Raw genomic sequence first — 22,674 nt, 5'->3', positions numbered from 1 at the left:
GACGCGTGCGCGGTCTTTCTTTCTGTTACGGCTGGCGATAGAGCGCGTGACGGTGGATATACTCCAGTACCGCAGGCGGCAGCAGGTCGTCACACGGTTGATGGCTGGCAAGACGCGCACGGATATCCGTCGCCGAAATCGGGTAGAGCGGCGTGTCGGCAAGAAAGATTTTACCCGCGGGCTGGCGATGAAGCTCGTCTGCCTGGCGGGCGAGACGAGGCTCCAGCCAGCGTTGGTCTTCGTCGGTTTTCATCGTGACCAGATAGCCAGGGCGACGACAGACCAGCAGGTGGCAGCAGGCCAGCAGCGCCTCGTAGTTATGCCATGTGCGCAGCGTCAGCAGGGAATCCTGGCCGATAATAAACGCCAGCGGCGCATCGGGGCCTGCCTCAAGGCGTAGCTGCGCCATCGTTTCGCTGGTCCACGACGGCGTAGCGCGTTGCAGCTCACGCGTATCCAGGCGAAACAGCGGATGACCGGCAATCGCCAGCTCCACCATCGCTTTACGCTGAAGACTGCTGGCGCCAGGCTGCGGGCGATGTGGCGGCACATTGTTCGGCATTATGGTCACCTGAGTAAGCTTCACTTCTCTGGCGAGCGCTTCTACGGCGCGCAGATGGCCGTAATGGATGGGGTCGAACGTGCCGCCATACCAGGCCTGGAGCGCAGGGATACGGTCAGTCATCGATAAACACTCCGGCCAGCGCTTTGTGGCACAGCATCAGCGAGAGGCTTTCCAGCTCCGGCCAGACGTTCTGGCCGTAATCCTGCTTGAGCGTGATTTCGCACTGTGTCAGCAGTCGTACCGCCTGCCAGAGCCTGTCGTCGCTCAGGCGCGAGAGCGCCTCGCTGATAAGCGCGCGGCGGTTCTGCCAGACGCGGTGCTGATCGAACAGCGCGCGCAGCGGCGTGTTTGTTGACTGGCGTTTCAGCGTCACCAGCGTCAGCAGTTCGCGCTGCAGGGTGCGTAGCAGAATCACCGGTTCGGCACCTTCTTGCCGTAACTGCTGCAGGATATGCAGCGCGCGTTTGCTTTTACCCGCCAGCAGGGCATCAACCCAGTGGAACGGCGTAAAATGCGCGGCGTCGTTAACCGCCTGTTCAACGCGCGGCAGCGTCAGTTTGCCATCCGGCCAGATAAGCGACAGCCGCTCCAGCGCCTGGGCGAGCGCCAGCAGGTTGCCTTCATAGCAGTAGCACAGCAGCTGACAGGCGGCGTCATCCAGTTGCAGATTCATCTGCTTCGCCCGGTTAGCCACCCAGCGCGGCAGTTGCGCCTGCTCCGGCGTCTGGCAGGTTATCTGCACGGCGCGGTCGGAGAGGGCCGTTATCCACGCAGCGTTTTCCTGGGCTTTCGTGAGTTTGTTGCCGCGTACAATCAGCAGCAGATCGTCATGCAGCAGGCTGACCAGCGTGGCGAGCTGTTCGTTAATGGCTGCGTTGGGGCCGTTTTCCGGCAGCGCCAGCAAAAGCGTCTGGCGGCTTGCGAACAGGCTCATCGCCTGACAGAGCGAGAAAATCGCCTGCCAGTCGGTGCTGACATCAATGATAAAGCGGTGGTGCTCTTCAAACCCATGGGCCTGCGCCTGTTGATGAATGGCGTCCTGGCTTTCCTGGAGCAGCAACGGATCGTTGCCGAGCACTAAATAGGCCGCGCGCAGCCTTTCGTTGAGCTGCGCGCGGAGTTGTTCAGGGTAAAGCCGTAGCATTACTGAACGGGGAGCGTGGTGGAAACGCGGCCGCTGTCTGGCGTCGCAGCGTCAGCAGGCGTGGTGTCAGCCTGCTGCGCATCGCGGGTTTGCGACACGTCGCGCGCGTGAACCGAGACCAGTTTGCGGATCAGCTGTTCGGCGGCTTTGTCATACATCTCCTGAACGATGATGTTGCGCTCAGCCGACTTCGCCAGCGCCGTCAACGGGTTATCAAAGAACGAACGATACACGCGGGCGCTGATCGGGTAGATATCATGACCCGGGATCAGTACGGTCGCGTTAACCGTCATCACCATCTGATATTCCGCGGTACGACCGTTCTGGAAGACCGAGGCGGTATCCTGGGAAATGGAAGAACCGCCAATACGTAGCGACGGCACATCCTGGCGAATGGAGCTGGCCTCGACAATCTCCACGCCGTTCAGACGCAACTGGTTACGCACCGCGCGCGTCAGCGGGCCGTTCGGATCGCCGGAGTTAAGGATCAATGTATGCATTTGCTCCGGCACCTGCGTGGTATTGCGCAGATGCCAGCCGCAACCGGCGGTGAGCATCACCGCCAGGCCTACAAACAGAGTAATCAGATGTCGCACGCTTCCTCCTGCGCTTAGCCCACAACCAGGTTAAGCAGTTTACCCGGTACGTAAATCACTTTACGTACGGTCACGCCGGCGAGGTATTTCGCCACCAGATGTTCCTGAGCGGCGCGCTCGCGCACCTGCTCTTCGGTCGCGTCAGCCGCCACGGTGATTTTGCCGCGCACTTTACCATTGACCTGAACGACGACCAGCGTCGTGTCTTCCACCATCGCGCTTTCGTCAGCCTGCGGCCACGGCGCGTTGTCGATATCGCCTTCGCCTTTCAGCTCCTGCCACAGCGTAAAGCTGACGTGCGGGGTGAACGGGTTGAGCATACGCACCACGGCCAGCAGCGCTTCACGCATTAAGGCGCGATCCTGCTCGCCTTCCTGCGGTGCTTTCGCCAGTTTGTTCATCAGTTCCATGATGGCGGCGATAGCGGTGTTAAAGGTCTGACGGCGGCCGATATCATCGGATACTTTCGCGATGGTTTTATGAACATCGCGACGCAGCGCTTTCTGATCGTCGTTCAGCGCATCGACATTCAGCGCCGGCGCGTCGCCGAGCGACGTGTGCTCGTACACCAGACGCCAGACGCGTTTCAGGAAGCGGTTTGCGCCTTCCACGCCGGATTCCTGCCATTCAAGCGTCATATCCGCCGGAGAGGCGAACATCATGAACAGACGCACGGTATCCGCGCCGTAACGCTCAACCATCTCCTGCGGGTCGATGCCGTTGTTTTTGGACTTCGACATCTTGCTCATGCCGGTATACACCAGTTCATGGCCCGCGGCGTCGCTCGCTTTCACGATGCGGCCTTTCTCATCGCGCTCGACGATGGCGTCTTTCGGGGAAACCCAGTTACGTTCGCCGTTCGGGCCAACGTAGTAGAACGCATCTGCCAGCACCATGCCCTGGCACAGCAGCTGTTTCGCCGGTTCGTCAGAATTCACCATGCCCGCGTCGCGCATCAGCTTGTGGAAGAAGCGGAAGTAGAGCAGGTGCATGATGGCGTGTTCGATACCGCCGATATAAATATCGACCGGCAGCCAGTAGTTGGCGGCCTTCTCATCCAGCATGCCGTCTTTGTACTGCGGGCAGGTGTAGCGCGCGTAGTACCAGGAGGATTCCATGAAGGTGTCAAAGGTGTCGGTTTCGCGCAGCGCAGGCTGGCCGTTAACGGTGGTTTTCGCCCACTCCGGATCGGCTTTAATCGGGCTGGTGATGCCGTCCATCACCACATCTTCCGGCAGGATCACCGGCAGTTGATCGGCAGGTGTCGGCATAACGGTGCCGTCTTCCAGCGTCACCATCGGAATTGGCGCGCCCCAGTAACGCTGACGGGAAACCCCCCAGTCGCGCAGACGATAGTTCACTTTGCGCTCGCCCACGCCTTTGGCGGCGAGTTTGTCGGCAATCGCGTTAAAGCCCGCTTCGAAGTCCAGACCGTCAAATTCGCCGGAGTTGAACAGCACGCCTTTTTCGGTAAGCGCTTGTTCGCTCAGATCCGGCGCAGTGCCTTCTGCGGTCAGGATAACCGGCTTAATCGGCAGGCTGTACTTGGTCGCGAATTCATAGTCGCGCTGGTCGTGGCCGGGAACGGCCATAACCGCGCCGGTGCCATACTCCATCAGCACGAAGTTCGCCGCCCACACCGGGATAGCCTCGCCGGTCAGCGGGTGAATCGCTTTCAGGCCCGTATCGACGCCTTTTTTCTCCATCGTCGCCATATCGGCTTCCGCGACTTTGGTGTTACGGCATTCGGCGATGAAATCGCCCAGCGCCGGGTTAGCGGCCGCCGCGGCCTGCGCCAGCGGATGACCCGCCGCAACGGCCAGATAGGTGACGCCCATAAAGGTATCCGGGCGGGTGGTGTACACCGTCAGCTTTTCGTCGCTGTTCTGAACGTCGAAGGTGATTTCCACGCCTTCGGAGCGGCCAATCCAGTTGCGCTGCATGGTTTTAACGGTATCCGGCCAGTGGTCGAGCTTATCGAGATCGTTTAACAGCTCGTCGGCATAGGCGGTGATTTTGATAAACCACTGCGGGATCTCTTTACGCTCAACTTTGGTGTCGCAGCGCCAGCAGCAGCCGTCGATGACCTGTTCGTTAGCAAGGACGGTCTGATCGTTCGGGCACCAGTTCACCGCGGAGGTTTTCTTATACACCAGGCCTTTTTTGTAGAGTTCGGTGAAGAACTGCTGTTCCCAGCGGTAATATTCCGGCGTACAGGTCGCCAGCTCGCGGCTCCAGTCATAGCCGAAGCCCAGCATTTTGAGCTGGTTTTTCATGTAGTTGATGTTGTCGTACGTCCACGGGGCCGGGGCGGTGTTGTTTTTCACCGCGGCACCTTCCGCCGGCAGGCCGAAGGCGTCCCAGCCGATAGGCTGGAGCACGTTTTTACCGAGCATACGCTGGTAGCGCGCAATCACATCGCCGATGGTGTAGTTACGAACGTGGCCCATGTGTAGTCGGCCAGAAGGATAGGGAAGCATCGACAGGCAGTAATACTTCTCTTTGCTCTCGTCTTCGGTCACTTCAAACGTGCGCTTCTCTTCCCAGTGAAGCTGTACTTTGGATTCTATCTCTTCCGGGCGATATTGCTCTTGCATGGCAGCCAGTAGTCCTGTTTTCAATACAGCTACAAATGTAGCCTTAACGTGTGTTATTTCAGATCCGCATAGCATAGCCGATTCGACCGCCGCACAACAGCCTTTCAGCGGAGGGGGCGTGAATAAGGAAATACGTGATTTTACACGGCGCTGTGCGCTGGCTGGCAAAGCGCTGCGGGATTAACGTCTACAATAAGAAGAGGTTACCCATCCAGGAGGAAAAGGCGATGAACAAGGTTGCGCAATATTACCGTGAACTGGTGGCCTCGCTCACCGAACGCGTCCGCAACGGGGAGCGGGATATCGATGCGCTGGTGGAGAGTGCGAGACGGCATATTGCCCGCACCGGCGAGCTTACCCGCACGGAAGAAGAGGAAGTCACCCGCGCGGTGCGGCGCGATCTGGAAGAGTTCGCCCGCAGCTATCAGGAAAGTCAGGAAGAACTGACAGACAGCGTCTTTTTACGGGTAATCAAAGAGAGCGTCTGGCAGGGGCTGGCGGATATCACCGATAAAACCCAGCTGGAGTGGCGCGAAGTGTTCCAGGATCTTAACCATCACGGCGTCTATCACAGCGGCGAGGTGGTGGGGCTTGGCAATCTGGTGTGTGAAAACTGCCATCACCATCTCGCTTTTTACACCCCGGAAGTGCTGCCGGTCTGCCCCAAATGCGGCCATAACCAGTTCCAGCGTCGGCCGTTCGAGCCGTAACAGACAATATGAATGCGCGGGCCTGAACCCGCGCATTATTTTTGGCAATAATAGTTAGTGGAGGATTTTCGCGAGGAAGTCTTTCGCGCGTTCCGATTTCGGGTTCGCGAAGAACTCTTCTTTCGGCGAGTCTTCCACAATCTTGCCTTCATCCATAAAAATAACGCGGTGCGCCACTTTACGCGCAAAGCCCATTTCGTGCGTCACCACCATCATCGTCATCCCTTCCTGCGCCAGCTCGACCATCACGTCCAGCACTTCATTGATCATTTCCGGATCGAGCGCGGAAGTGGGTTCGTCAAACAGCATCGCAACCGGGTCCATGCACAGCGCGCGGGCAATCGCCACACGCTGCTGCTGGCCGCCGGAAAGCTGCGCCGGATATTTATTGGCGTGCGCGGACAGCCCGACGCGCTCCAGCAACTTTAGCCCCTTTTCACGGGCGGCGGCTTTGTCGCGCTTGAGCACTTTGACCTGCGCGAGCGTCAGGTTTTCGATAATGGAGAGATGCGGGAACAGCTCGAAGTGCTGGAATACCATGCCGACGTGTGAGCGAAGCTGCGCCAGATTGGTTTTTTTGTCGTTCACCCTGGTGCCGTTGACGACGATTTCGCCCTGCTGAACAGGTTCAAGGCCATTGACGGTTTTAATCAGCGTCGATTTGCCGGAGCCGGAAGGGCCGCACACCACCACGACTTCGCCTTTTTTCACGGCCGTGGAGCAGTCGGTAAGCACCTGAAAGTGACCATACCATTTTGAAACGTTTTTCAGGGTAATCATTATACAGTCCTTTTCTTCAGCCAGCTGACCAACAGCGATGCACTTAAACTAATGACAAAATAAACGGCGCCTGCAAACAGGATCATCTCTACCTGTGTGCCGTCGCGCTCGCCGATGGTGGACGCGGTGCGGAAGAAATCCGCAAGGCTCAGCACATAAACGAGCGAGGTATCCTGGAACAGCACGATGCCCTGAGTGAGCAGCAGCGGGACCATGGCGCGAAACGCCTGCGGCAGGATAATCAGCTTCATGGATTGCCAGTGCGTCATCCCGAGCGCCAGCGCGGCGCTCGACTGGCCGCGGGAGATGCTCTGAATACCGGCGCGGATAATCTCCGAATAATAGGCGGCTTCAAACATCGAGAACGCCACCATCGCGGAGATCAAACGGATGTCAGTTTTCGGCGAGATGCCCAGCACATCCTGCAAAATCCCCGGCACAATCAGGTAAAACCACAGCAGCACCATGACCAGCGGAATGGAGCGAAACACGTTTACGTAGGCGGTGGCAAACCAGGCCAGCGGCTTAAATGCGGAAAGCCGCATCACGGCCAGCAGCGTACCCCAGACGATACCGAAGATGACGGCGGTAACGGTGATTTTTAAGGTAATAACCAGGCCCGCCAGCAGATAAGGCATGGAGGGAACAATGGAGCTCCAGTCAAATTCGTACATTACTTGCTCCCCATATTACCCGGCAGGCGAACCTTACGTTCCACCAGATTCATCACCAGCATAATGACCGCGTTGATAAAGACATAAGCGAGGGTAATGGCCGTAAAAGACTCCCAGGCGTGCGCGGAATAGTCGAGCAGTTTGCCTGCCTGCGCTGCCATGTCCACCAGACCGATGGTTGAGGCGATGGCCGAGTTTTTCACCAGGTTCATCATCTCTGAGGTCATTGGCGGCACAATCACGCGGTAGGCGTTTGGCAGCAGCACATAGCGGTAGGTTTGCGGCAGCGTCAGCCCCATCGCGAGGCCGGCGTTTTTCTGGCCGCGCGGCAGCGACTGGATAGCAGCGCGTACCTGCTCGCAGACGCGGGCGGCGGTAAAGAGCCCCAGGCAGATCATTGAGGAGAGGAAAAACTGCACGTTCGGATCGAGCTCCGCTTTAAACCACATGCCGAGGTTTTCCGGCAGCAGCTCCGGCACGACCAGATACCAGGTAAAGAACTGAACGATCAGCGGAACGTTACGGAAAAGCTCGACGTAGCAGGTGCCGATCCCGGAGAGAAAACGGTTCGGTACGGTGCGCAAAATGCCGAACAGGGAACCAACGAGGAAGGCGATTATCCAGGCGCTTATCGACAGCGCGACGGTCACCTGGAAGCCACTCCATAGCCAGCCTAAGTAGGTGGTGTTGCCGAACGGCGCATCCTGCAGGAAGATGCCCCAGTTCCAGTCTATAGACATAACGTACTCCGAAAAAAAAGAAGGGTAGCAGCGCTACCCCCTAAGATTGATGAGAAGCCTCTCTGTTCGCGCCGGTTGGGGAACGGCCAACCGGCGTATAGTCTGTCCGGGCTTGCTTCTTCAATCATGAGGGCAGGGTGACCCGCCCCTTAATGGTTGTAATTAGTTAAGCGCTTTATCGTTAGGCTCTTTGAACAGGGCTTTCATGTCGTCGGAAAGCTCAAAGTTCAGGTTAAGGTTTTTCGGTGGGATCGGATTTTTAAACCATTTATCAAACCATTTCTCTGCGTCGCCAGAGGTCTGTGCTTTGGCAATGGTATCGTCTACCAGCTTTTTGAAAGACTCATCGCCTTTACGCAGCATGCAGCCGTAGGCTTCTTTGGACTGCGGCGTGCCGACGATTTCCCAGTTATCCGGTTTCTTCGCTTTCGCGCGTTCGCCAGCCAGCAGGGCGTCATCCATCATAAACGCCACCGCGCGGCCGCTTTCCAGGGTACGGAAAGAGTCGCCGTGATCTTTGGCGCTGATGATGCGCATATCCATTTTCTTCTCGTCGTTCAGCTTATGCAGCAGCACTTCTGAAGTGGTGCCGGAAGTCACGACGACCGCTTTGCCTTTCAGATCCGGGAAATCTTTAATCGGGCCGCCTTTTTTCACCAGCAGGCGAGTGCCCACGACGAAAATGGTGTCAGAGAACGCGGCCTGTTTCTGGCGCTCCAGGTTATTCGTGGTGGAGCCGCATTCGAAATCGAATGTGCCGTTTTGCAGCAGCGGGATACGGTTCTGCGAGGTAATCGGGATCATTTTGACCTGCAGGTCCGGTTTGTTGAGCTGTTTCTTCACGGCTTCAACGATAGCGTTGGAGTAATCCTGCGAATAGCCGACCACTTTTTGCTGGTTGTCGTAATAGGAGAAAGGAACAGAGGATTCGCGATGACCGACAACGATAACGCCGTTCGCTTTGATTTTATCCAGCGTGCTTTGACCGCTGCTTGCGTCTTCCGCATGGGCCAGGCCTGCGCTCAGGCCCATTACCAGCATTGCTGCGGTCAGTTTATGTAACTGCATATCCAACTCCTTTATCGTGGCGCCAGAAACGCCATTGATACCCAATTGTGAATGTGTGTGTTGTTATATCCTGCCGTCCCGCCAGCAGCGTTAGTACCGTGTTGGTACCATTTAGCCTGGCTGGATGTAAATAATTTGCTGTGAATTTGTTTATTTTTGCGAAGCGCGCCGCACCATTTGGAGGCAAAAATGCGGTGTTGCACTAAAGTGGTGCCGCAAAAGATCGCTGCTGGTGCATATAACACGCCTGCGCCGCCCGACAGGGCGTTTCAGCTAAATCATTGGGTTAAGTAAAGCAAAGGGTGTGCCAGAAAAGAAAAAGGCCAGCATAGCTGACCTTTTTAGCGGCAATGTAACGGCAGTTTACGAACGTCTGCGTCTGCCGAGGCTCATTAGCACGGAGACGAAACCGCCCAGCGCGACGATAATCCAGATAGTGGCATTGCCAAAACGGGCATACGGCGTCAGCCCGCTGGTGGGCGTAACGGAGGCGTTTAACACCTCGCGGGTGAACTGCGGGATGATCGACTGAACGTTACCGTTAGCGTCAATAACCGCCGTGACGCCGTTATTGGTGCTGCGCAGCAGCGGACGCGCCAGCTCCAGCGCACGCATGCGCGCCATCTGGAAGTGCTGCCACGGGCCGATAGAGTGGCCAAACCAGGCGTCGTTCGAGATAGTCAGCAGGAAATCGGTATCCGGGCGGAAGTTATCGCGCACCTGTTCGCCAAGAATAATTTCGTAGCAAATAGCGGCCGTGAGCTTCATGCCGTGCGCCTGTAACTGCGGCTGCATATACGGGCCGCGGCTGAAAGAGGACATCGGCAGATCGAAGAACGGCGCGAGCGGGCGCAGGATCGATTCCAGCGGCACGAACTCGCCAAACGGCACCAGATGGTTTTTATGGTAGCGGTTGGCAGAGTTGTAGCTGTACGGCGTATCGGCGCCGAGCGTAATGATGGTGTTGTAGGTGTCGTAACGGTTTTTCTCGTTAAGACGCGCATCCACCACGCCGGTAATCAGCGTCGCGTCGTTATCGCGCAGCACGGTATCGAGATCGTGCAGGAACTGTTGCTGATTGCTCTCTAAATCGGGAATGGCGGATTCCGGCCAGATAATCAACCCTGCTTTACCGAGCTGCTCGCGCGTGGCGTTAAAATAAATCCGCAGCGTATTCATCAGCTCGCGCTCATCCCACTTCATCGACTGCGGAATATTGCCCTGCACCAGCGCGACGTTTACCGCGCGTTCGGCATGCGGCTGAGCCCACTGGATATAGCGCAGCGGGAAGGGCAGCGCGAACAGCACGAGCGCGCAGACGGTAGGCTTCCAGGCGCGATGCGCCATCGCCAGCACCAGGAGGCCGCTCACCGACATCAGCAAAAAGGTGATGGCCTCAACGCCCATCACAGGCGCCAGGCCTTTCAGCGGGCCGTCTATCTGGCTGTAGCCGAATTGCAGCCACGGGAAGCCGGTCAGCACCCAGCCGCGTAAAAACTCGGTGAGATGCCAGACGACGGGCGCGGCAACCGCCATGCGCAGCCAGGTGGTTTTCGGCCACAGGCGCGACAGCACGCCTGCGAAAAGACCAGTATAGAGCGACAGATACGCGGCAAGCAGGATGACCAGCGCCACGTTGACCGGTCCCGGCATGCCGCCGAACTGGGCGATGCTGACATAGACCCAGTTCACGCCGCTGCCAAACAGGCCAAGCCCCCAGAAGAAACCAATCCAGGCGCTTTGCATCGGACGGCGGTTAAGCGTAAGCCCTTGTAAGCCCATCAGCGAAATGAGGGCGGCGGGCCAGAAATCGTAAGGGGAAAAGGCCAGCGTTCCGCTGGCACCGAAAAGCAGCGCCAGCAGCAGACGCACGCGCTGGCGTTCAATCATTGAGGCAAGAGCCATTCCATTAGTCTTCCAGTTTAGGCTGCGGCGAGTTTTCCGGCATTCTGACGTGGACCTGGATAATACGACGGCTGTCCGCCATGGCAACTTTAAACTGGTAACCATCGATGTCGATGGTCTCTCCTCGCGCAGGCAGGTGGCCAAATGCCTGCATCACCAGACCGCCGATGGTATCGACTTCTTCATCGCTGAACTGGGTGCCGAAGGTATCGTTAAAATCTTCAATGGACGCCAGCGCGCGCACGGTCCAGGTGTGGCGGCTGAGCTGACGGAAATCGATATCTTCTTCGTCGTCGTATTCATCTTCGATTTCGCCGACGATGAGCTCAAGAATATCTTCGATAGTCACAAGTCCGGATACGCCGCCGAATTCGTCAATCACGATAGCCATGTGATAACGCTGGGAGCGGAACTCTTTCAGCATCCGGTCAACCCGTTTGCTTTCCGGCACGACAACCGCCGGGCGCAGCACTTTATCCATGCTGAAGGCTTCGGCATCGCTGCGCATAAACGGCAGCAGATCCTTGGCCATCAAAATCCCTTCAATGTGATCTTTGTCTTCGCTAATCACCGGGAAACGCGAATGCGCCGATTCGATAATGACGTCAAGACATTCATCAAGGCTCTGGTTGCGTTTCAGGGTAACCATCTGGGAGCGGGGGATCATGATGTCGCGCACGCGCTGATCGGCGATATCCATCACCCCTTCAAGCATATCGCGCGTATCCTGGTCGATAAGCTCGTTCTGCTCGGAATCACGGATAAGCTCTAGCAGTTCGTCACGGTTTTTCGGTTCACCGTGGAACAGCTGGCTTAAGAGGAGGGAGAAAAATCCCTTTTTGTTAAGTGAGTCGCTACTGTGTGAGTTGTCGTCGCTCATGGCGTTAATTCAGGGTTCTCATGTTAGTTTATGTATCGCTCGTGGCGGAAAACTCACGCCACGGCGGTAGAAATCACTGGCGGCAGCGGGCTGCTGCACAGATTACGCTTTCTCGGCAATGTACGGATCGTCAAAGCCCAGGGCAAGCATTATCTCGGTTTCGATGCCTTCCATCTCTTCGGCTTCGTCATCCTCGATATGGTCATAGCCCAGAAGATGCAGACTGCCGTGCACCACCATGTGCGCCCAGTGGGCGTCCAGCGGCTTTTCCTGTTCCCGCGCTTCGCGCTCGACCACCTGACGACAGATGATCAGATCGCCAAGCAGCGGCATGTCGATGCCGGGCGGCGCTTCGAATGGGAACGACAGCACGTTGGTCGGTTTATCCATACCGCGATAAGTCAGGTTTAAGTCGTGGCTTTCCGCTTCATCCACCAGACGCACCGTGACTTCTGATTCTTCCTGAAACTGCGGCACGACGGCATTCAGCCATGTCTGAAACTGCGCCTCGTCCGGCAAACCGGTGGTGTCTTCGCAGGCAATCTGCAAATCAAGAATGACCTGACTCATTTACTCTCCTGCGCACCGGCGGCCAGCGCCTGGGCTTCACGTTTACGTTCCGCGGCCTGTTCGGCTTTGCGTTTCTGGTCAGCCTCTTCCCACGCTTCATACGCGGTGACGATGCGCGCGACGACCGGATGGCGCACCACGTCTTCGCTGTGGAAGAAGTTAAAGCTGATCTCTTCGACTTCCGAAAGCACTTCGATAGCGTGACGCAGGCCGGATTTCAGGTTTCTCGGCAGGTCAATCTGCGTGACGTCGCCGGTGATCACCGCTTTGGAGTTAAAGCCGATACGGGTCAGGAACATTTTCATCTGTTCGATGGTGGTGTTCTGACTTTCATCGAGAATAATGAACGCGTCGTTAAGCGTACGGCCGCGCATGTAAGCCAGCGGCGCGACTTCGATGACGTTGCGCTCCATCAGTTTTTCCACGCGCTCGAAGCCGAGCATCTCGAACAGTGCGTCATAGAGCGGGCGCAGGTAGGGGTCCACTTTCTGGCTGAGATCGCCTGGCAGGAAGCCCAGTTTTTCACCAGCCTCCACCGCCGGACGGGTCAGCAGAATACGGCGAATCTCCTGGCGCTCCAGCGCGTCCACGGCGGCCGCGACCGCGAGATACGTTTTACCCGTCCCGGCAGGGCCGATACCGAAGGTAATGTCGTGGTCGAGAATATTCGCGATGTACTGCGCCTGGTTTGGCGTGCGCGGTTTAATTACGCCGCGTTTGGTCTTGATATTGACCGCTTTGCCATACTCCGGCACGCTTTCGGCGCTCTGCTCCAGCACGCGAAACTCTTTAATGGCCAGATGAATTTGTTCCGGCTCGATCTCTTTGATTTCGCCGCGCATCGGGGCGGTATCAACGTACAGATGGCGCAGAATATCCGCTGCCGCGCTGACGCAAATCGTGCGGCCGGTCAGTTTAAAGTGGTTGTCGCGACGGGCGATTTCGATGCCGAGGCGGCGCTCAAGCTGTTTGATGTTGTCATCAAAGGGTCCACAGAGGCTAAGCAGACGGGCATTGTCTGCCGGTTCCAGCGTAAATTCACGAGTTTCGATATTCAAACTTGTCCTCTTGGTCACTCAGGGCCAGTTAAGGTGAGTAAAAATGCCTGCTGATTTTCTCAGGGCCTGAGAGAAATTATTCACGGCGAGGGAAAAAGGCGCAAGCGACAACCCGGATATTTGGGTGACGCCTTCAGAATACAAGCACGGATGGTGTAAAAATAAGCGTATGCCGCGCCGGGGCGGCATACGTGAGAGAGCAGATTATGGCTGGAAAATCCCGACGCCGAGTTCGTTTTCTTTGCGGGTGCGGGCGATGATCGATTCCGGCGATTCCACCACGCGCAGGCCCATCTCGTCTTCGGTGCGGATAACCTTGCCGCGCAGCGAGTTCGGGAACACTTCCGTGATTTCCACATCGACGAATTTACCCACCATATCCGGCGAGCCTTCGAAGTTCACCACGCGGTTGTTTTCGGTACGCCCGGAAAGCTCCATGATGCTCTTACGCGATGTGCCCTCCACCAGAATGCGCTGGGTCGTGCCGAGCATACGGCGGCTCCACGCCATCGCCTGCTGGTTGATACGCTCCTGAAGGATGTACAGACGCTGCTTTTTCTCCTCTTCCGGCACGTCATCCACCATGTCGGCGGCAGGCGTACCCGGACGTGCGGAGAAAATAAAGCTGTAGCTCATGTCGAAATTCACCTCGGCAATCAGCTTCATGGTCTGTTCGAAATCCTGCTGGGTTTCGCCAGGGAAGCCGACGATGAAGTCGGAGCTAATCTGGATGTCCGGGCGCGCGGCGCGCAGCTTGCGAATAATGGCTTTATATTCCAGCGCCGTGTGGGTGCGTCCCATCATGTTCAGCACGCGGTCGGAGCCGCTCTGTACCGGCAGATGCAGGAAGCTCACCAGCTCCGGCGTGTCGCGATAGACTTCGATGATGTCATCGGTAAATTCGATCGGGTGGCTGGTGGTGAAGCGAATACGGTCAATGCCGTCAATCGCCGCGACCAGACGCAGCAGGTCGGCGAACGTGCCAGTGGTGCCGTCATAGTTTTCACCGCGCCAGGCGTTCACGTTCTGGCCGAGCAGGTTGACTTCACGCACGCCCTGGGCGGCGAGCTGGGCAATTTCCAGCACGATGTCATCGCTCGGACGGCTCACTTCTTCACCGCGGGTATACGGAACCACGCAGTAGGTGCAGTATTTGTTGCAGCCTTCCATGATGGAAACGAACGCCGTCGGGCCTTCCGCGCGCGGCTCAGGCAGGCGATCGAACTTTTCGATTTCCGGGAAGCTGATGTCCACAACCGGGCTGCGCGTGCCTTTTACCTGGTTGATCATTTCCGGCAGGCGGTGCAGGGTCTGAGGGCCGAAAATGATGTCGACGTAGCGGGCGCGATCGCGAATATGGTCACCTTCCTGAGACGCCACACAGCCGCCCACGCCGATAATCACATCCGGGTTCTTTTCCTTTAACGTTTTCCAGCGACCTAACTGATGGAAAACCTTCTCCTGTGCCTTCTCGCGGATTGAGCAGGTATTCAGCAGCAGAATATCTGCTTCTTCCGCCACGTCGGTCAGCGTAAAGCCGTGCGTGGTTTCCAGCAGATCGGCCATCTTCGATGAATCGTACTCATTCATCTGACAGCCCCAGGTTTTAATATGGAGTTTTTTTGTCATTGACTTGCCATTGCTCAGTTAAAGCCACTCATTTTGGCCGCGTATTGTAATGCTTTGACGGGTTCGTGACCAGTGGCGAGGCAAACACGTCAGGCGGCGAAAAATCCGGTAAACTGAAGGGAGATTGCTTAAGGATAAAATGACCATGACAAATCAACCAATTGAAGTCGTCGTTGTCGGCGGGGGCATGGTGGGCGCTGCCGCAGCACTTGGGCTTGCGCAAAATGGTTTTCAGGTGGCTGTCGTGGAACATGCCGCGCCGCCGCCGTTTTCGCCGCAAAATCCGCCGGACGTGCGGATCTCCTCGATCAGCTGCGCGTCGGTGGATCTGCTGCGCGGGCTGGGTGTCTGGCAGCGCGTGCTTGAGATGCGCGCGCATCCGTATCGCCGCCTCGAAACCTGGGAGTGGAACGAGGCGCGGGTTGAATTCAGCGCCGATGAGCTGCAACTGCCGGAGCTTGGCTATATGGTGGAAAACAGCGTGCTGCAACGCGCGCTGTGGGAGGCACTGGAGGCGCATCCGGCGGTGCAACTGCTGTGCCCGGCGACGCTCACGCAGATGACGCCTGTGCAAAATGGGTATCAGCTCTCGCTCACTAATGGCGATACCTTACAGGCGCGCCTGGTGATCGGTGCGGACGGTGCCAGTTCTCAGGTGCGTAAATGGGCAGGTATCGGCGTCAACGCCTGGCAGTATCAGCAGTCATGCCTGTTGATTAGCGTGGAATGCGAACAACCGCCCGGCGACAGCACCTGGCAACACTTTACCCCGAACGGGCCGCATGCGTTTTTGCCATTGTTCGATAACCGTGCGTCGCTGGTCTGGTATGACCGCCCGGCGCGCGTTCGTCAGCTTCAGGCAATGAACATGACGCAGCTTGGTCGTGAAATAGCCGCCGCATTTCCGGCACGGCTTGGCCGCGTGACGCCGGTCACCTGCGGCGCGTTTCCCCTGGTGCGTCGCCATGCGCTGCGTTATGTGCTGCCGGGCGTCGCGCTGATTGGCGACGCCGCGCATACCATTCATCCTCTGGCGGGGCAGGGTGTGAATCTCGGCTATCGCGATGTGGACGCGCTGCTGAAGGTGGTGATTGATGCCCGCAATGCAGCGGAAGACTGGGCCTCCGGCGCGGTGCTGAAGCGCTATCAGCGTCGTCGTATGCCGGATAACCTGCTTATGCAAAGCGGTATGGATCTCTTCCATGCCGGGTTTACTGCGAAACTGAAACCGCTGCGTGTGCTGCGCAATATCGGGCTTATCGCTGCCCAGCGCTCAGGCGTGCTGAAGCGCCAGGCGTTGCGATATGCGCTCGGTTTATAATACCTTAGTTACAACATGCTTTATGCTGTAGTAAATGGCATGACGGAGACGTTAGCTCCGCCATCGTCTGGCAGCCGTGAAATTGCCAATGAAAAGGCCTGCGCGTGCGGGCTTTTTTATTAAGCGATGCAGACAGACAGCGGCAGGTTTGGCGAAGCGCGCTGAAGACAGCGCCATACAGTTGAGGCGCAGAAAAGAAAAAAGCCTGCTTTCGCAGGCTTTTAAAGAGTGGCTGGGGTACGAGGATTCGAACCTCGGAATGGTGGAATCAGAATCCACTGCCTTACCGCTTGGCGATACCCCAACAAATGTTGGTGCTGAATTGTCAGTTAAAGGAAGAAACAAAGAACCTTTAGCCAGTGCGTTTGGCTTTATGCCAACCGCTTCTTCAAAGTGGCTGGGGTGCAGGGATTCGAACCCCGGAATGGCGGAATCAGAATCCGCTGCCTTACCGCTTGGCGACACCCCAAGAAAATCTTGCGAATTTTACTTCGCGCTATCCTGCATTAAAAATGCAAGACGCTTTAAATATGGTGGCTACGACGGGAATCGAACCTGTGACCCCAGCATTATGAGTGCTGTGCTCTAACCAGCTGAGCTACGTAGCCAAATTGTACTGCTTTACCAGACATAACGACTGGCTGGGGTACCTGGATTCGAACCAGGGGATGCCGGTATCAAAAACCGGTGCCTTACCGCTTGGCGATACCCCAACGACTGCTGCGTAAAACGCAAAAGTCGAAGAAATATGGCTGGGGTACCTGGATTCGAACCAGGGAATGCCGGTATCAAAAACCGGTGCCTTACCGCTTGGCGATACCCCATCCGTGCAACGCAATTACGAAGTGGTGCGGGAGGCGAGACTTGAACTCGCACACCTTGCGGCGCCAGAACCTAAATCTGGTGCGTCTACCAATTTCGCCACTCCCGCAAAAAAGATGGTGGCTACGACGGGAATCGAACCTGTGACCCCATCATTATGAGTGATGTGCTCTAACCAGCTGAGCTACGTAGCCATCTTTTTTCGCGTTACCTTATCGGCGTTGCGGGGCGCATTATGCGTATTGGGCCTGGAAGCGTCAACACCTTTTTTGGCGAAAATCGACGTAAAGTGACTGTTTGACTAGCTTGCGAACAGCTTGATGCAATATTCGGCGATTCCAGGCGAATTATCCACTAATTCAATAGAAACAGCGGCGCTGGTTGCGCATCTTTACGCCAATAAAAAACGGGCCCGAAGGCCCGTTATTCGTTTGGCAACGCTTACTTGTAAGCAGACTGGTGTACGCCCACCGCGCGGCCTGACGGATCGTTCATGGTTTTAAACGCTTCGTCCCATTCGATGGCTTTCGCGGAAGAGCAGGCGACAGACGGGCCGCCAGGCACGCACTCCGCCGCACTCGGCACCGGGAACAGCTCTTCGAAGATTTCGCGGTAAAGATAGGCTTCTTTCGAGGCTGGCGTATTGTACGGGAAGCGGAAGCGCGCGGTTTCCAGTTGCTGATCGGAAACCTGTTTCGCCGCCACTTCTTTCAGCGTATCAATCCAGCTGTAGCCCACGCCGTCGGAGAACTGCTCTTTCTGACGCCACGCCACGCTCGCCGGCAGGTAAGCTTCAAAACATTCACGCAGGATATGTTTTTCCATCTTGCCGTTGCCGCACATTTTATCCTGCGGGTTGATGCGCATCGCCACATCAAGGAATTTCTTATCAAGGAACGGTACACGCGCCTCAACGCCCCAGGCTGACATCGCTTTGTTGGCGCGCGCGCAGTCAAACATATGCAGCGCCTGCAGCTTGCGCACCGTTTCTTCGTGCAGCTCTTTCGCGTTCGGCGCTTTGTGGAAGTAGAGATAGCCGCCGAACACTTCGTCTGAACCTTCGCCGGAGAGCACCATTTTGATGCCCATCGCTTTGATTTTACGGGACATCAAATACATCGGCGTTGACGCGCGAATTGTGGTCACGTCATAAGTTTCGATGTGGTAAATCACATCGCGGATCGCATCCAGGCCTTCCTGCACGGTAAAGTGAATTTCATGGTGTACCGTACCGAGATGGTTGGCGACTTCCTGCGCGGCTTTCAGATCCGGCGAACCTTCCAGGCCCACGGCAAACGAGTGCAGCTGCGGCCACCAGGCTTCGGAGCGCTCCTGATCTTCCACGCGGCGCGCCGCAAATTTCTTGGTAATGGCTGAAATAATGGAAGAATCGAGACCGCCGGAGAGCAGCACGCCATAAGGCACGTCAGACATCAGATGGCTTTTGACCGCATCTTCCAGCGCCTGGCGCAGCTCGGCTTTGTCCGTCACGTTATCTTTCACCGCGTCATACTCAAACCAGTCGCGCTGATAGTACTGACGAATTTCGCCATCCTGGCTCCACAGGTAGCTGCCCGCCGGGAACTCTTTAATGGTGCGGCACACCGGCACCAGCGATTTCATTTCTGAGGCGACATAAAAGTTGCCGTGCTCATCGTGCCCCATATAGAGCGGAATGATGCCGATATGGTCACGGCCAATCAGGTACGCGTCTTTTTCGCTGTCATAGAGCACGAAAGCGAACATGCCCTGTAATTCGTCCAGAAACTCCGGGCCTTTTTCCTGATACAGCGCCAGGATGACTTCGCAGTCAGAGCCGGTCTGGAACTGGAAACGATCGCCATATTCTGCGCGCAGCGCCTGGTGGTTGTAGATTTCGCCGTTAACGGCCAGCACGTGCGTTTTTTCAGTGTTGTAGAGCGGCTGCGCGCCTGCGTTGACGTCAACGATAGAAAGACGTTCATGCGCGAGAATGGCTTTGTCGCTGGCGAACACGCCGGACCAGTCCGGGCCGCGGTGGCGCATCAGGCGCGACAGCTCAAGCGCTTTTTTACGCAGTTCGACCGCGTCGGTTTTGATATCCAGCACACCAAAAATAGAACACATAAAGAACTCCGTTAACCCTGGCGGTAATGTTGTGTTGTCTGTCTGCGAGGCGTTGCGGTTTATGCAATTTTTTCGCTTCCGCCTCTGTCGTTGTTTAAGAAAATGCCGCAAAGCGTGCAGGTTGTGCAAGCGTTTTAGCGTATAGACCATAAATAGTTCAATGAGCGTTAGCGATAATTTAAAAATGGTCAGTAAAGCAGGGCAGTTTTTAGCGAATCAGCAAAAAAAGAGCGCTTTTATTAAACGAGGGGGGTTGTCTGAAGGGCAAAAAAAACGGCCATTGTTAATGGCCGTCAGGTTCAGATTACGTCGATTTCGGCGACGGAAGGATAAATCCAGCTCGGCCGGAACGGCATGGCGTCGATGTCATTAATGGTCGAAACGCCCGACAGCACCAGAATCGTCTCCAGGCCCGCCTGGAAACCGGCAAGAATATCGGTGCGCAGGTTATCGCCGACGATTACGGTATGCTCAGAGTGGGCCTGCATTTTGTTCAGCGCCGCGCGGATTATCCAGGGACTTGGCTTGCCGACATAAAACGGCTTCCGCCCGGAGATTTTCTCAATACCCGCGCACAGCGCGCCGCAGGCCGGGTAAAAACCGCGCCCGTGCGTGTCCGGGTTGGTGGCGATAAACCGCGCGCCGTTGGCGACGAAAAAGGCGGCTTTATGCATCATTTCCCAGTTATAGGAGCGGGTTTCGCCCACGATAACAAAATCGGGATTGATATCGGTAATCGTAAAGCCCGCTTTATAAAGTTCGTGAATTAATGCTCCTTCGCCGACAACATACGCTTTTTTGCCTTCCTGACGACGCAGGAAATCGGCGGTCGCCATCGCAGAGGTGTAAAACACGCTGTCCGGCACGTCGATCCCGGCGGAAGCAAAGCGGTTCGCCAGATCCTGGCCGGTCTGGGACGGGTAGTTGGTGAGCAGAACCAGCGGAAACCCTTTTTCAAGAATGCGGGTCAGAAATTCGCTGGCGCCGGGCACCGCAACGTTATCGTGCATCAGCACGCCATCGATATCGCAAATTACGTTCTGAATGGTCATGGACTACTCTGGCTCAGGGAACAGAAAGGCGTAACTATAGCGCAAATCGCTATGGTCACTCGTTAACTTTCCAGCAAACGCTGTAATAACAACCCGTTAAGCATTGCACGTTTTACCAGGGCAAACGCGCCGATAGCCGAACGGTGATCGAGCTGCGAAGGCACGACCGGCAGGTTTTTACGAAACGCTTTCAGGGATTGCGTATTGATGCAGCTTTCGATAGCGGGCAGCAGCACTTTCTGCGCTTCGACAATCTCACCGGCGATCACCACTTTCTGCGGGTTAAACAGGTTGATGGCGATGGCGATAGTCTTGCCAAGCTGACGACCGACGCGCTCCACCACTTCGCAGGCCAGCGCATCGCCCCGGTTCGCGGCTTTGCAAATCGCTTTGATATTGCACTCGTCGGGCGTCAGGCGGCTCTGATAGCCCTGTTCAAGCAGCTGACGCACGCGCTGTTCAATCGCGGCGTTGGCTGCGACGGTTTCCAGGCACCCGAAATTGCCGCAGTGACAGCGCTCGCCCAGCGGATCGACCTGAATATGGCCAATCTCGCCGACGTTGCCGTTACGGCCAATGAATATGCGCCCGTTCGAGATAATGCCCGCGCCGGTGCCGCGGTGAACGCGCACCAGAATGGAGTCTTCACAGTCGCGCGTTGCCCCGAAATAGTGCTCCGCCAGCGCCAGGCTGCGGATATCGTGACCGACAAAACAGGCGACGTTAAAGCGCTTTTGCAGAGCGTCCACCAGCGGCCAGTTTTCCACATTGATGTGCGGCATATAGCGAATCACGCCACTTTCCGGATCGACCAGACCTGGCAGGATCACCGACACGGCAATAAGCTCGCGGATTTTACGCTGCCAGGTGTCGATAAACTGCGCGATGGTGTTCAGCAACGCATGTTCCAGCGTTTCCTGGGTGCGCTCGGGCAGCGGGAAATGTTCTTCGGCGAGCACCTTGCTGCTGAGATCGAACAGCGTCAGCGTGGCGTCATGGCGGCCAAGCCGCACGCCGACAGCCTGGAAATGCCGGGTTTCGGTAACGATGGAGATAGCGCGGCGGCCCCCTGTCGAGGCCTGCTGATCGACTTCTTTAATCAGACCGCGCTCAATAAGCTGGCGGGTAATTTTGGTCACGCTGGCGGGCGCAAGCTGGCTCTGTTCGGCTATCTGAATGCGCGATATCGGCCCCTGGTGGTCGATAAGACGGTAAACCGCCGCGCTGTTAAGCTGTTTTACGAGATCAACGTTGCCAATTTGAGCCTGTCCGCCAGTCGTCATGCCTTTATTTACTCAGTAACGACCTCGTTACCATTAACGATGGTCTTGATGATTTTATAGTCGCGGGTAAAGGCCGTAAGGTTCGCCACTTTGCCCGCTTCAATGCTGCCAAGCCGGTGCGCCACGCCCATGGCGCGGGCCGGATAAAGCGTCGCCATACGCAGCGCTTCGTCCAGTGCGATATTGACATGCTCCACCAGGTTGCGCACGCCTTCGATCATGGTCAGCGCCGAGCCGCTCAGGGTGCCGTTTTCATCCACGCACAGGCCGTTACGGTAGTATATTGTTTTGCCAGCAAAAATGAACTCATCAATATTGGCACCTGCGGGCGCCGTCGCGTCCGTCACCAGACACAGCTTGTCGCCTTTCACTTTTTTCGCAAGGCGCACGTTGGCGAAATCGACATGCAGGCCGTCAGCGATAATGCCGCACCAGACGTCTGGCTCGTCAAAGATAGCGCCCGTCAGCCCCGGCTCGCGACCAGTGATATAAGGCATGGCGTTAAAAAGGTGCGTAGCGAAGCGAATGCCCGCACGGAAGCCTTTTTTCGCTTCTTTTAGCGTCGCGTTGGAGTGTCCGGCAGAAACCACAATGCCTGCGGCGGTCAGCTTTTTGATGATTTCCGGCGCAACGCGTTCCGGCGCCAGGGTGATTTTGGTAATCACGTCGGCGTTTTCGCACAAGAAATCGACCAGTTCTGCGTCCGGCTGACGAACGTAATCCGGGTTATGCGTGCCTTTTTTAACGATATTCAGCCACGGGCCTTCAAGATGCAGGCCCAGCGCCTGGTTCTGGTGACGCGACAGGTATTCGCGCATCACGTGCACGCCCTGTTTCATCAGCGCGTCGCTACAGGTAATAAGTGTTGGCAGATAGCTGGTGCAGCCCGATTTCTCGTTGGCTTTTTGCATGATTTCCAGCGTTTCAATCGATACCGCTTCAGCGGTGTCATTAAACTGCACGCCGCCGCAGCCGTTTAACTGCACGTCGATAAAACCGGGGGCGATAATGGCGCCGCCCATATCGCGCTGCTTGATGCCTGCCGGTAATTCAGCCAGCGGGCAGAGGCGCTCAATCAGGCCATCGGCGATGATAATCGCGTGGTCATCCAGAATGTCGTGGCCGGTGTAAATCCGGCCGTGGGTTAATGCGTACATAATGCCCCCGGTAACCA

Annotated in this window: 19 protein-coding genes and 7 tRNA genes; 2 read left to right on the top strand and 24 right to left on the bottom strand. The window is 56.6% G+C overall.

Annotation, left to right across the window (positions count from 1 at the left end):
• Positions 1-25: 25 nt before the first annotated feature.
• Genes nadD through leuS form a run of 4 tightly spaced genes read right to left on the bottom strand, consistent with a single transcriptional unit; the run spans position 26 to position 4,902 of the window.
• Positions 26-685 (bottom strand): nicotinate-nucleotide adenylyltransferase, encoded by a 660-nt coding sequence (gene nadD / locus AFK66_RS13515; protein WP_007781789.1) that lies wholly within the window; start codon positions 683-685, stop codon positions 26-28.
• Positions 678-1,709: a DNA polymerase III subunit delta gene (holA, locus tag AFK66_RS13510; protein ID WP_023899159.1), complete on the bottom strand. Its 1,032-nt coding sequence runs from the start codon at positions 1,707-1,709 to the stop codon at positions 678-680. Before holA ends, nadD begins: the two co-directional genes overlap by 8 nt.
• A complete protein-coding gene (gene lptE, locus AFK66_RS13505; protein ID WP_023899157.1) occupies positions 1,709-2,305 on the bottom strand; it encodes an LPS assembly lipoprotein LptE in 597 nt (198 codons plus the stop codon). The genes holA and lptE overlap by 1 nt, the downstream gene beginning before the upstream one ends.
• 14 nt (positions 2,306-2,319) lie before the next feature.
• Positions 2,320-4,902, bottom strand: a complete 2,583-nt coding sequence (gene leuS / locus AFK66_RS13500) for a leucine--tRNA ligase (RefSeq protein WP_007781795.1) — start codon at positions 4,900-4,902, stop codon at positions 2,320-2,322.
• 227 nt (positions 4,903-5,129) lie between these two features.
• On the opposite strand from leuS, the gene AFK66_RS13495 reads away from it, so the two are divergent.
• On the top strand, positions 5,130-5,612 hold the full coding sequence (locus AFK66_RS13495; RefSeq protein WP_032968727.1) for a zinc ribbon-containing protein: 483 nt from the start codon (positions 5,130-5,132) through the stop codon (positions 5,610-5,612).
• A gap of 54 nt (positions 5,613-5,666) precedes the next feature.
• Here the strand turns inward: AFK66_RS13495 and AFK66_RS13490 are convergent, their stop codons facing one another.
• The 9 genes from AFK66_RS13490 to miaB form a co-directional block, all read right to left on the bottom strand.
• Positions 5,667-6,392, bottom strand: a complete 726-nt coding sequence (locus AFK66_RS13490) for an amino acid ABC transporter ATP-binding protein (RefSeq protein ID WP_007781799.1) — start codon at positions 6,390-6,392, stop codon at positions 5,667-5,669.
• Complete coding sequence (gltK, locus tag AFK66_RS13485) at positions 6,392-7,066, bottom strand: glutamate/aspartate ABC transporter permease GltK (protein ID WP_007781802.1); 675 nt, start codon at positions 7,064-7,066, stop codon at positions 6,392-6,394. Before gltK ends, AFK66_RS13490 begins: the two co-directional genes overlap by 1 nt.
• Positions 7,066-7,806, bottom strand: coding sequence for an amino acid ABC transporter permease (locus AFK66_RS13480; RefSeq protein WP_007781806.1), 741 nt, complete (start codon positions 7,804-7,806; stop codon positions 7,066-7,068). The genes gltK and AFK66_RS13480 overlap by 1 nt, the downstream gene beginning before the upstream one ends.
• Before the next feature lie 162 nt (positions 7,807-7,968).
• A complete protein-coding gene (locus tag AFK66_RS13475; RefSeq protein WP_007781808.1) occupies positions 7,969-8,874 on the bottom strand; it encodes an amino acid ABC transporter substrate-binding protein in 906 nt (301 codons plus the stop codon).
• A 363-nt stretch (positions 8,875-9,237) separates the two neighbouring features.
• Positions 9,238-10,779, bottom strand: coding sequence for an apolipoprotein N-acyltransferase (gene lnt, locus AFK66_RS13470; RefSeq protein ID WP_007781810.1), 1,542 nt, complete (start codon positions 10,777-10,779; stop codon positions 9,238-9,240).
• Positions 10,780-10,783: 4 nt separating this feature from the next.
• Complete coding sequence (corC, locus tag AFK66_RS13465) at positions 10,784-11,659, bottom strand: CNNM family magnesium/cobalt transport protein CorC (RefSeq protein WP_004387191.1); 876 nt, start codon at positions 11,657-11,659, stop codon at positions 10,784-10,786.
• 102 nt (positions 11,660-11,761) lie between these two features.
• Positions 11,762-12,229 (bottom strand): rRNA maturation RNase YbeY, encoded by a 468-nt coding sequence (ybeY, locus tag AFK66_RS13460; protein WP_007699503.1) that lies wholly within the window; start codon positions 12,227-12,229, stop codon positions 11,762-11,764.
• A complete protein-coding gene (locus AFK66_RS13455) occupies positions 12,226-13,287 on the bottom strand; it encodes a PhoH family protein (RefSeq protein WP_004387189.1) in 1,062 nt (353 codons plus the stop codon). Before AFK66_RS13455 ends, ybeY begins: the two co-directional genes overlap by 4 nt.
• 204 nt (positions 13,288-13,491) lie before the next feature.
• A complete protein-coding gene (gene miaB, locus AFK66_RS13450) occupies positions 13,492-14,916 on the bottom strand; it encodes a tRNA (N6-isopentenyl adenosine(37)-C2)-methylthiotransferase MiaB (protein ID WP_004387188.1) in 1,425 nt (474 codons plus the stop codon).
• A gap of 145 nt (positions 14,917-15,061) precedes the next feature.
• Here miaB and ubiF point away from each other — a divergent pair, with 145 nt between their 5' ends.
• A complete protein-coding gene (ubiF, locus tag AFK66_RS13445; RefSeq protein ID WP_085959975.1) occupies positions 15,062-16,237 on the top strand; it encodes a 3-demethoxyubiquinol 3-hydroxylase in 1,176 nt (391 codons plus the stop codon).
• Between the two features lie 229 nt (positions 16,238-16,466).
• Here the strand turns inward: ubiF and AFK66_RS13440 are convergent.
• The 11 genes from AFK66_RS13440 to nagA form a co-directional block, all read right to left on the bottom strand.
• Positions 16,467-16,541, bottom strand: a tRNA-Gln gene (locus tag AFK66_RS13440).
• A gap of 90 nt (positions 16,542-16,631) precedes the next feature.
• Positions 16,632-16,706: transfer RNA gene (locus AFK66_RS13435), tRNA-Gln, on the bottom strand.
• Positions 16,707-16,768: 62 nt separating this feature from the next.
• Positions 16,769-16,845 (bottom strand) — tRNA-Met (locus AFK66_RS13430).
• 30 nt (positions 16,846-16,875) lie between these two features.
• A tRNA-Gln gene (locus AFK66_RS13425) sits at positions 16,876-16,950 on the bottom strand.
• A 36-nt stretch (positions 16,951-16,986) separates the two neighbouring features.
• A tRNA-Gln gene (locus AFK66_RS13420) sits at positions 16,987-17,061 on the bottom strand.
• 22 nt (positions 17,062-17,083) lie between these two features.
• Positions 17,084-17,168 (bottom strand) — tRNA-Leu (locus AFK66_RS13415).
• An 8-nt stretch (positions 17,169-17,176) separates the two neighbouring features.
• Positions 17,177-17,253: transfer RNA gene (locus tag AFK66_RS13410), tRNA-Met, on the bottom strand.
• 247 nt (positions 17,254-17,500) lie between these two features.
• Positions 17,501-19,165, bottom strand: a complete 1,665-nt coding sequence (asnB, locus tag AFK66_RS13405) for an asparagine synthase B (protein ID WP_023899151.1) — start codon at positions 19,163-19,165, stop codon at positions 17,501-17,503.
• A 299-nt stretch (positions 19,166-19,464) separates the two neighbouring features.
• Entirely contained in the window at positions 19,465-20,217 is a 753-nt protein-coding gene (locus AFK66_RS13400; protein ID WP_004387185.1) for an HAD-IIA family hydrolase, read from the bottom strand.
• A gap of 62 nt (positions 20,218-20,279) precedes the next feature.
• Positions 20,280-21,500, bottom strand: coding sequence for a DNA-binding transcriptional regulator NagC (nagC, locus tag AFK66_RS13395; protein WP_007781827.1), 1,221 nt, complete (start codon positions 21,498-21,500; stop codon positions 20,280-20,282).
• 8 nt (positions 21,501-21,508) lie between these two features.
• Positions 21,509-22,657, bottom strand: a complete 1,149-nt coding sequence (nagA, locus tag AFK66_RS13390) for an N-acetylglucosamine-6-phosphate deacetylase (RefSeq protein ID WP_038882552.1) — start codon at positions 22,655-22,657, stop codon at positions 21,509-21,511.
• Positions 22,658-22,674 lie beyond the last annotated feature (17 nt).

This window comes from Cronobacter malonaticus LMG 23826 (assembly GCF_001277215.2).
Taxonomy (GTDB): domain Bacteria; phylum Pseudomonadota; class Gammaproteobacteria; order Enterobacterales; family Enterobacteriaceae; genus Cronobacter; species Cronobacter malonaticus.
This window is presented reverse-complemented; position numbering and strand designations above follow the sequence as displayed.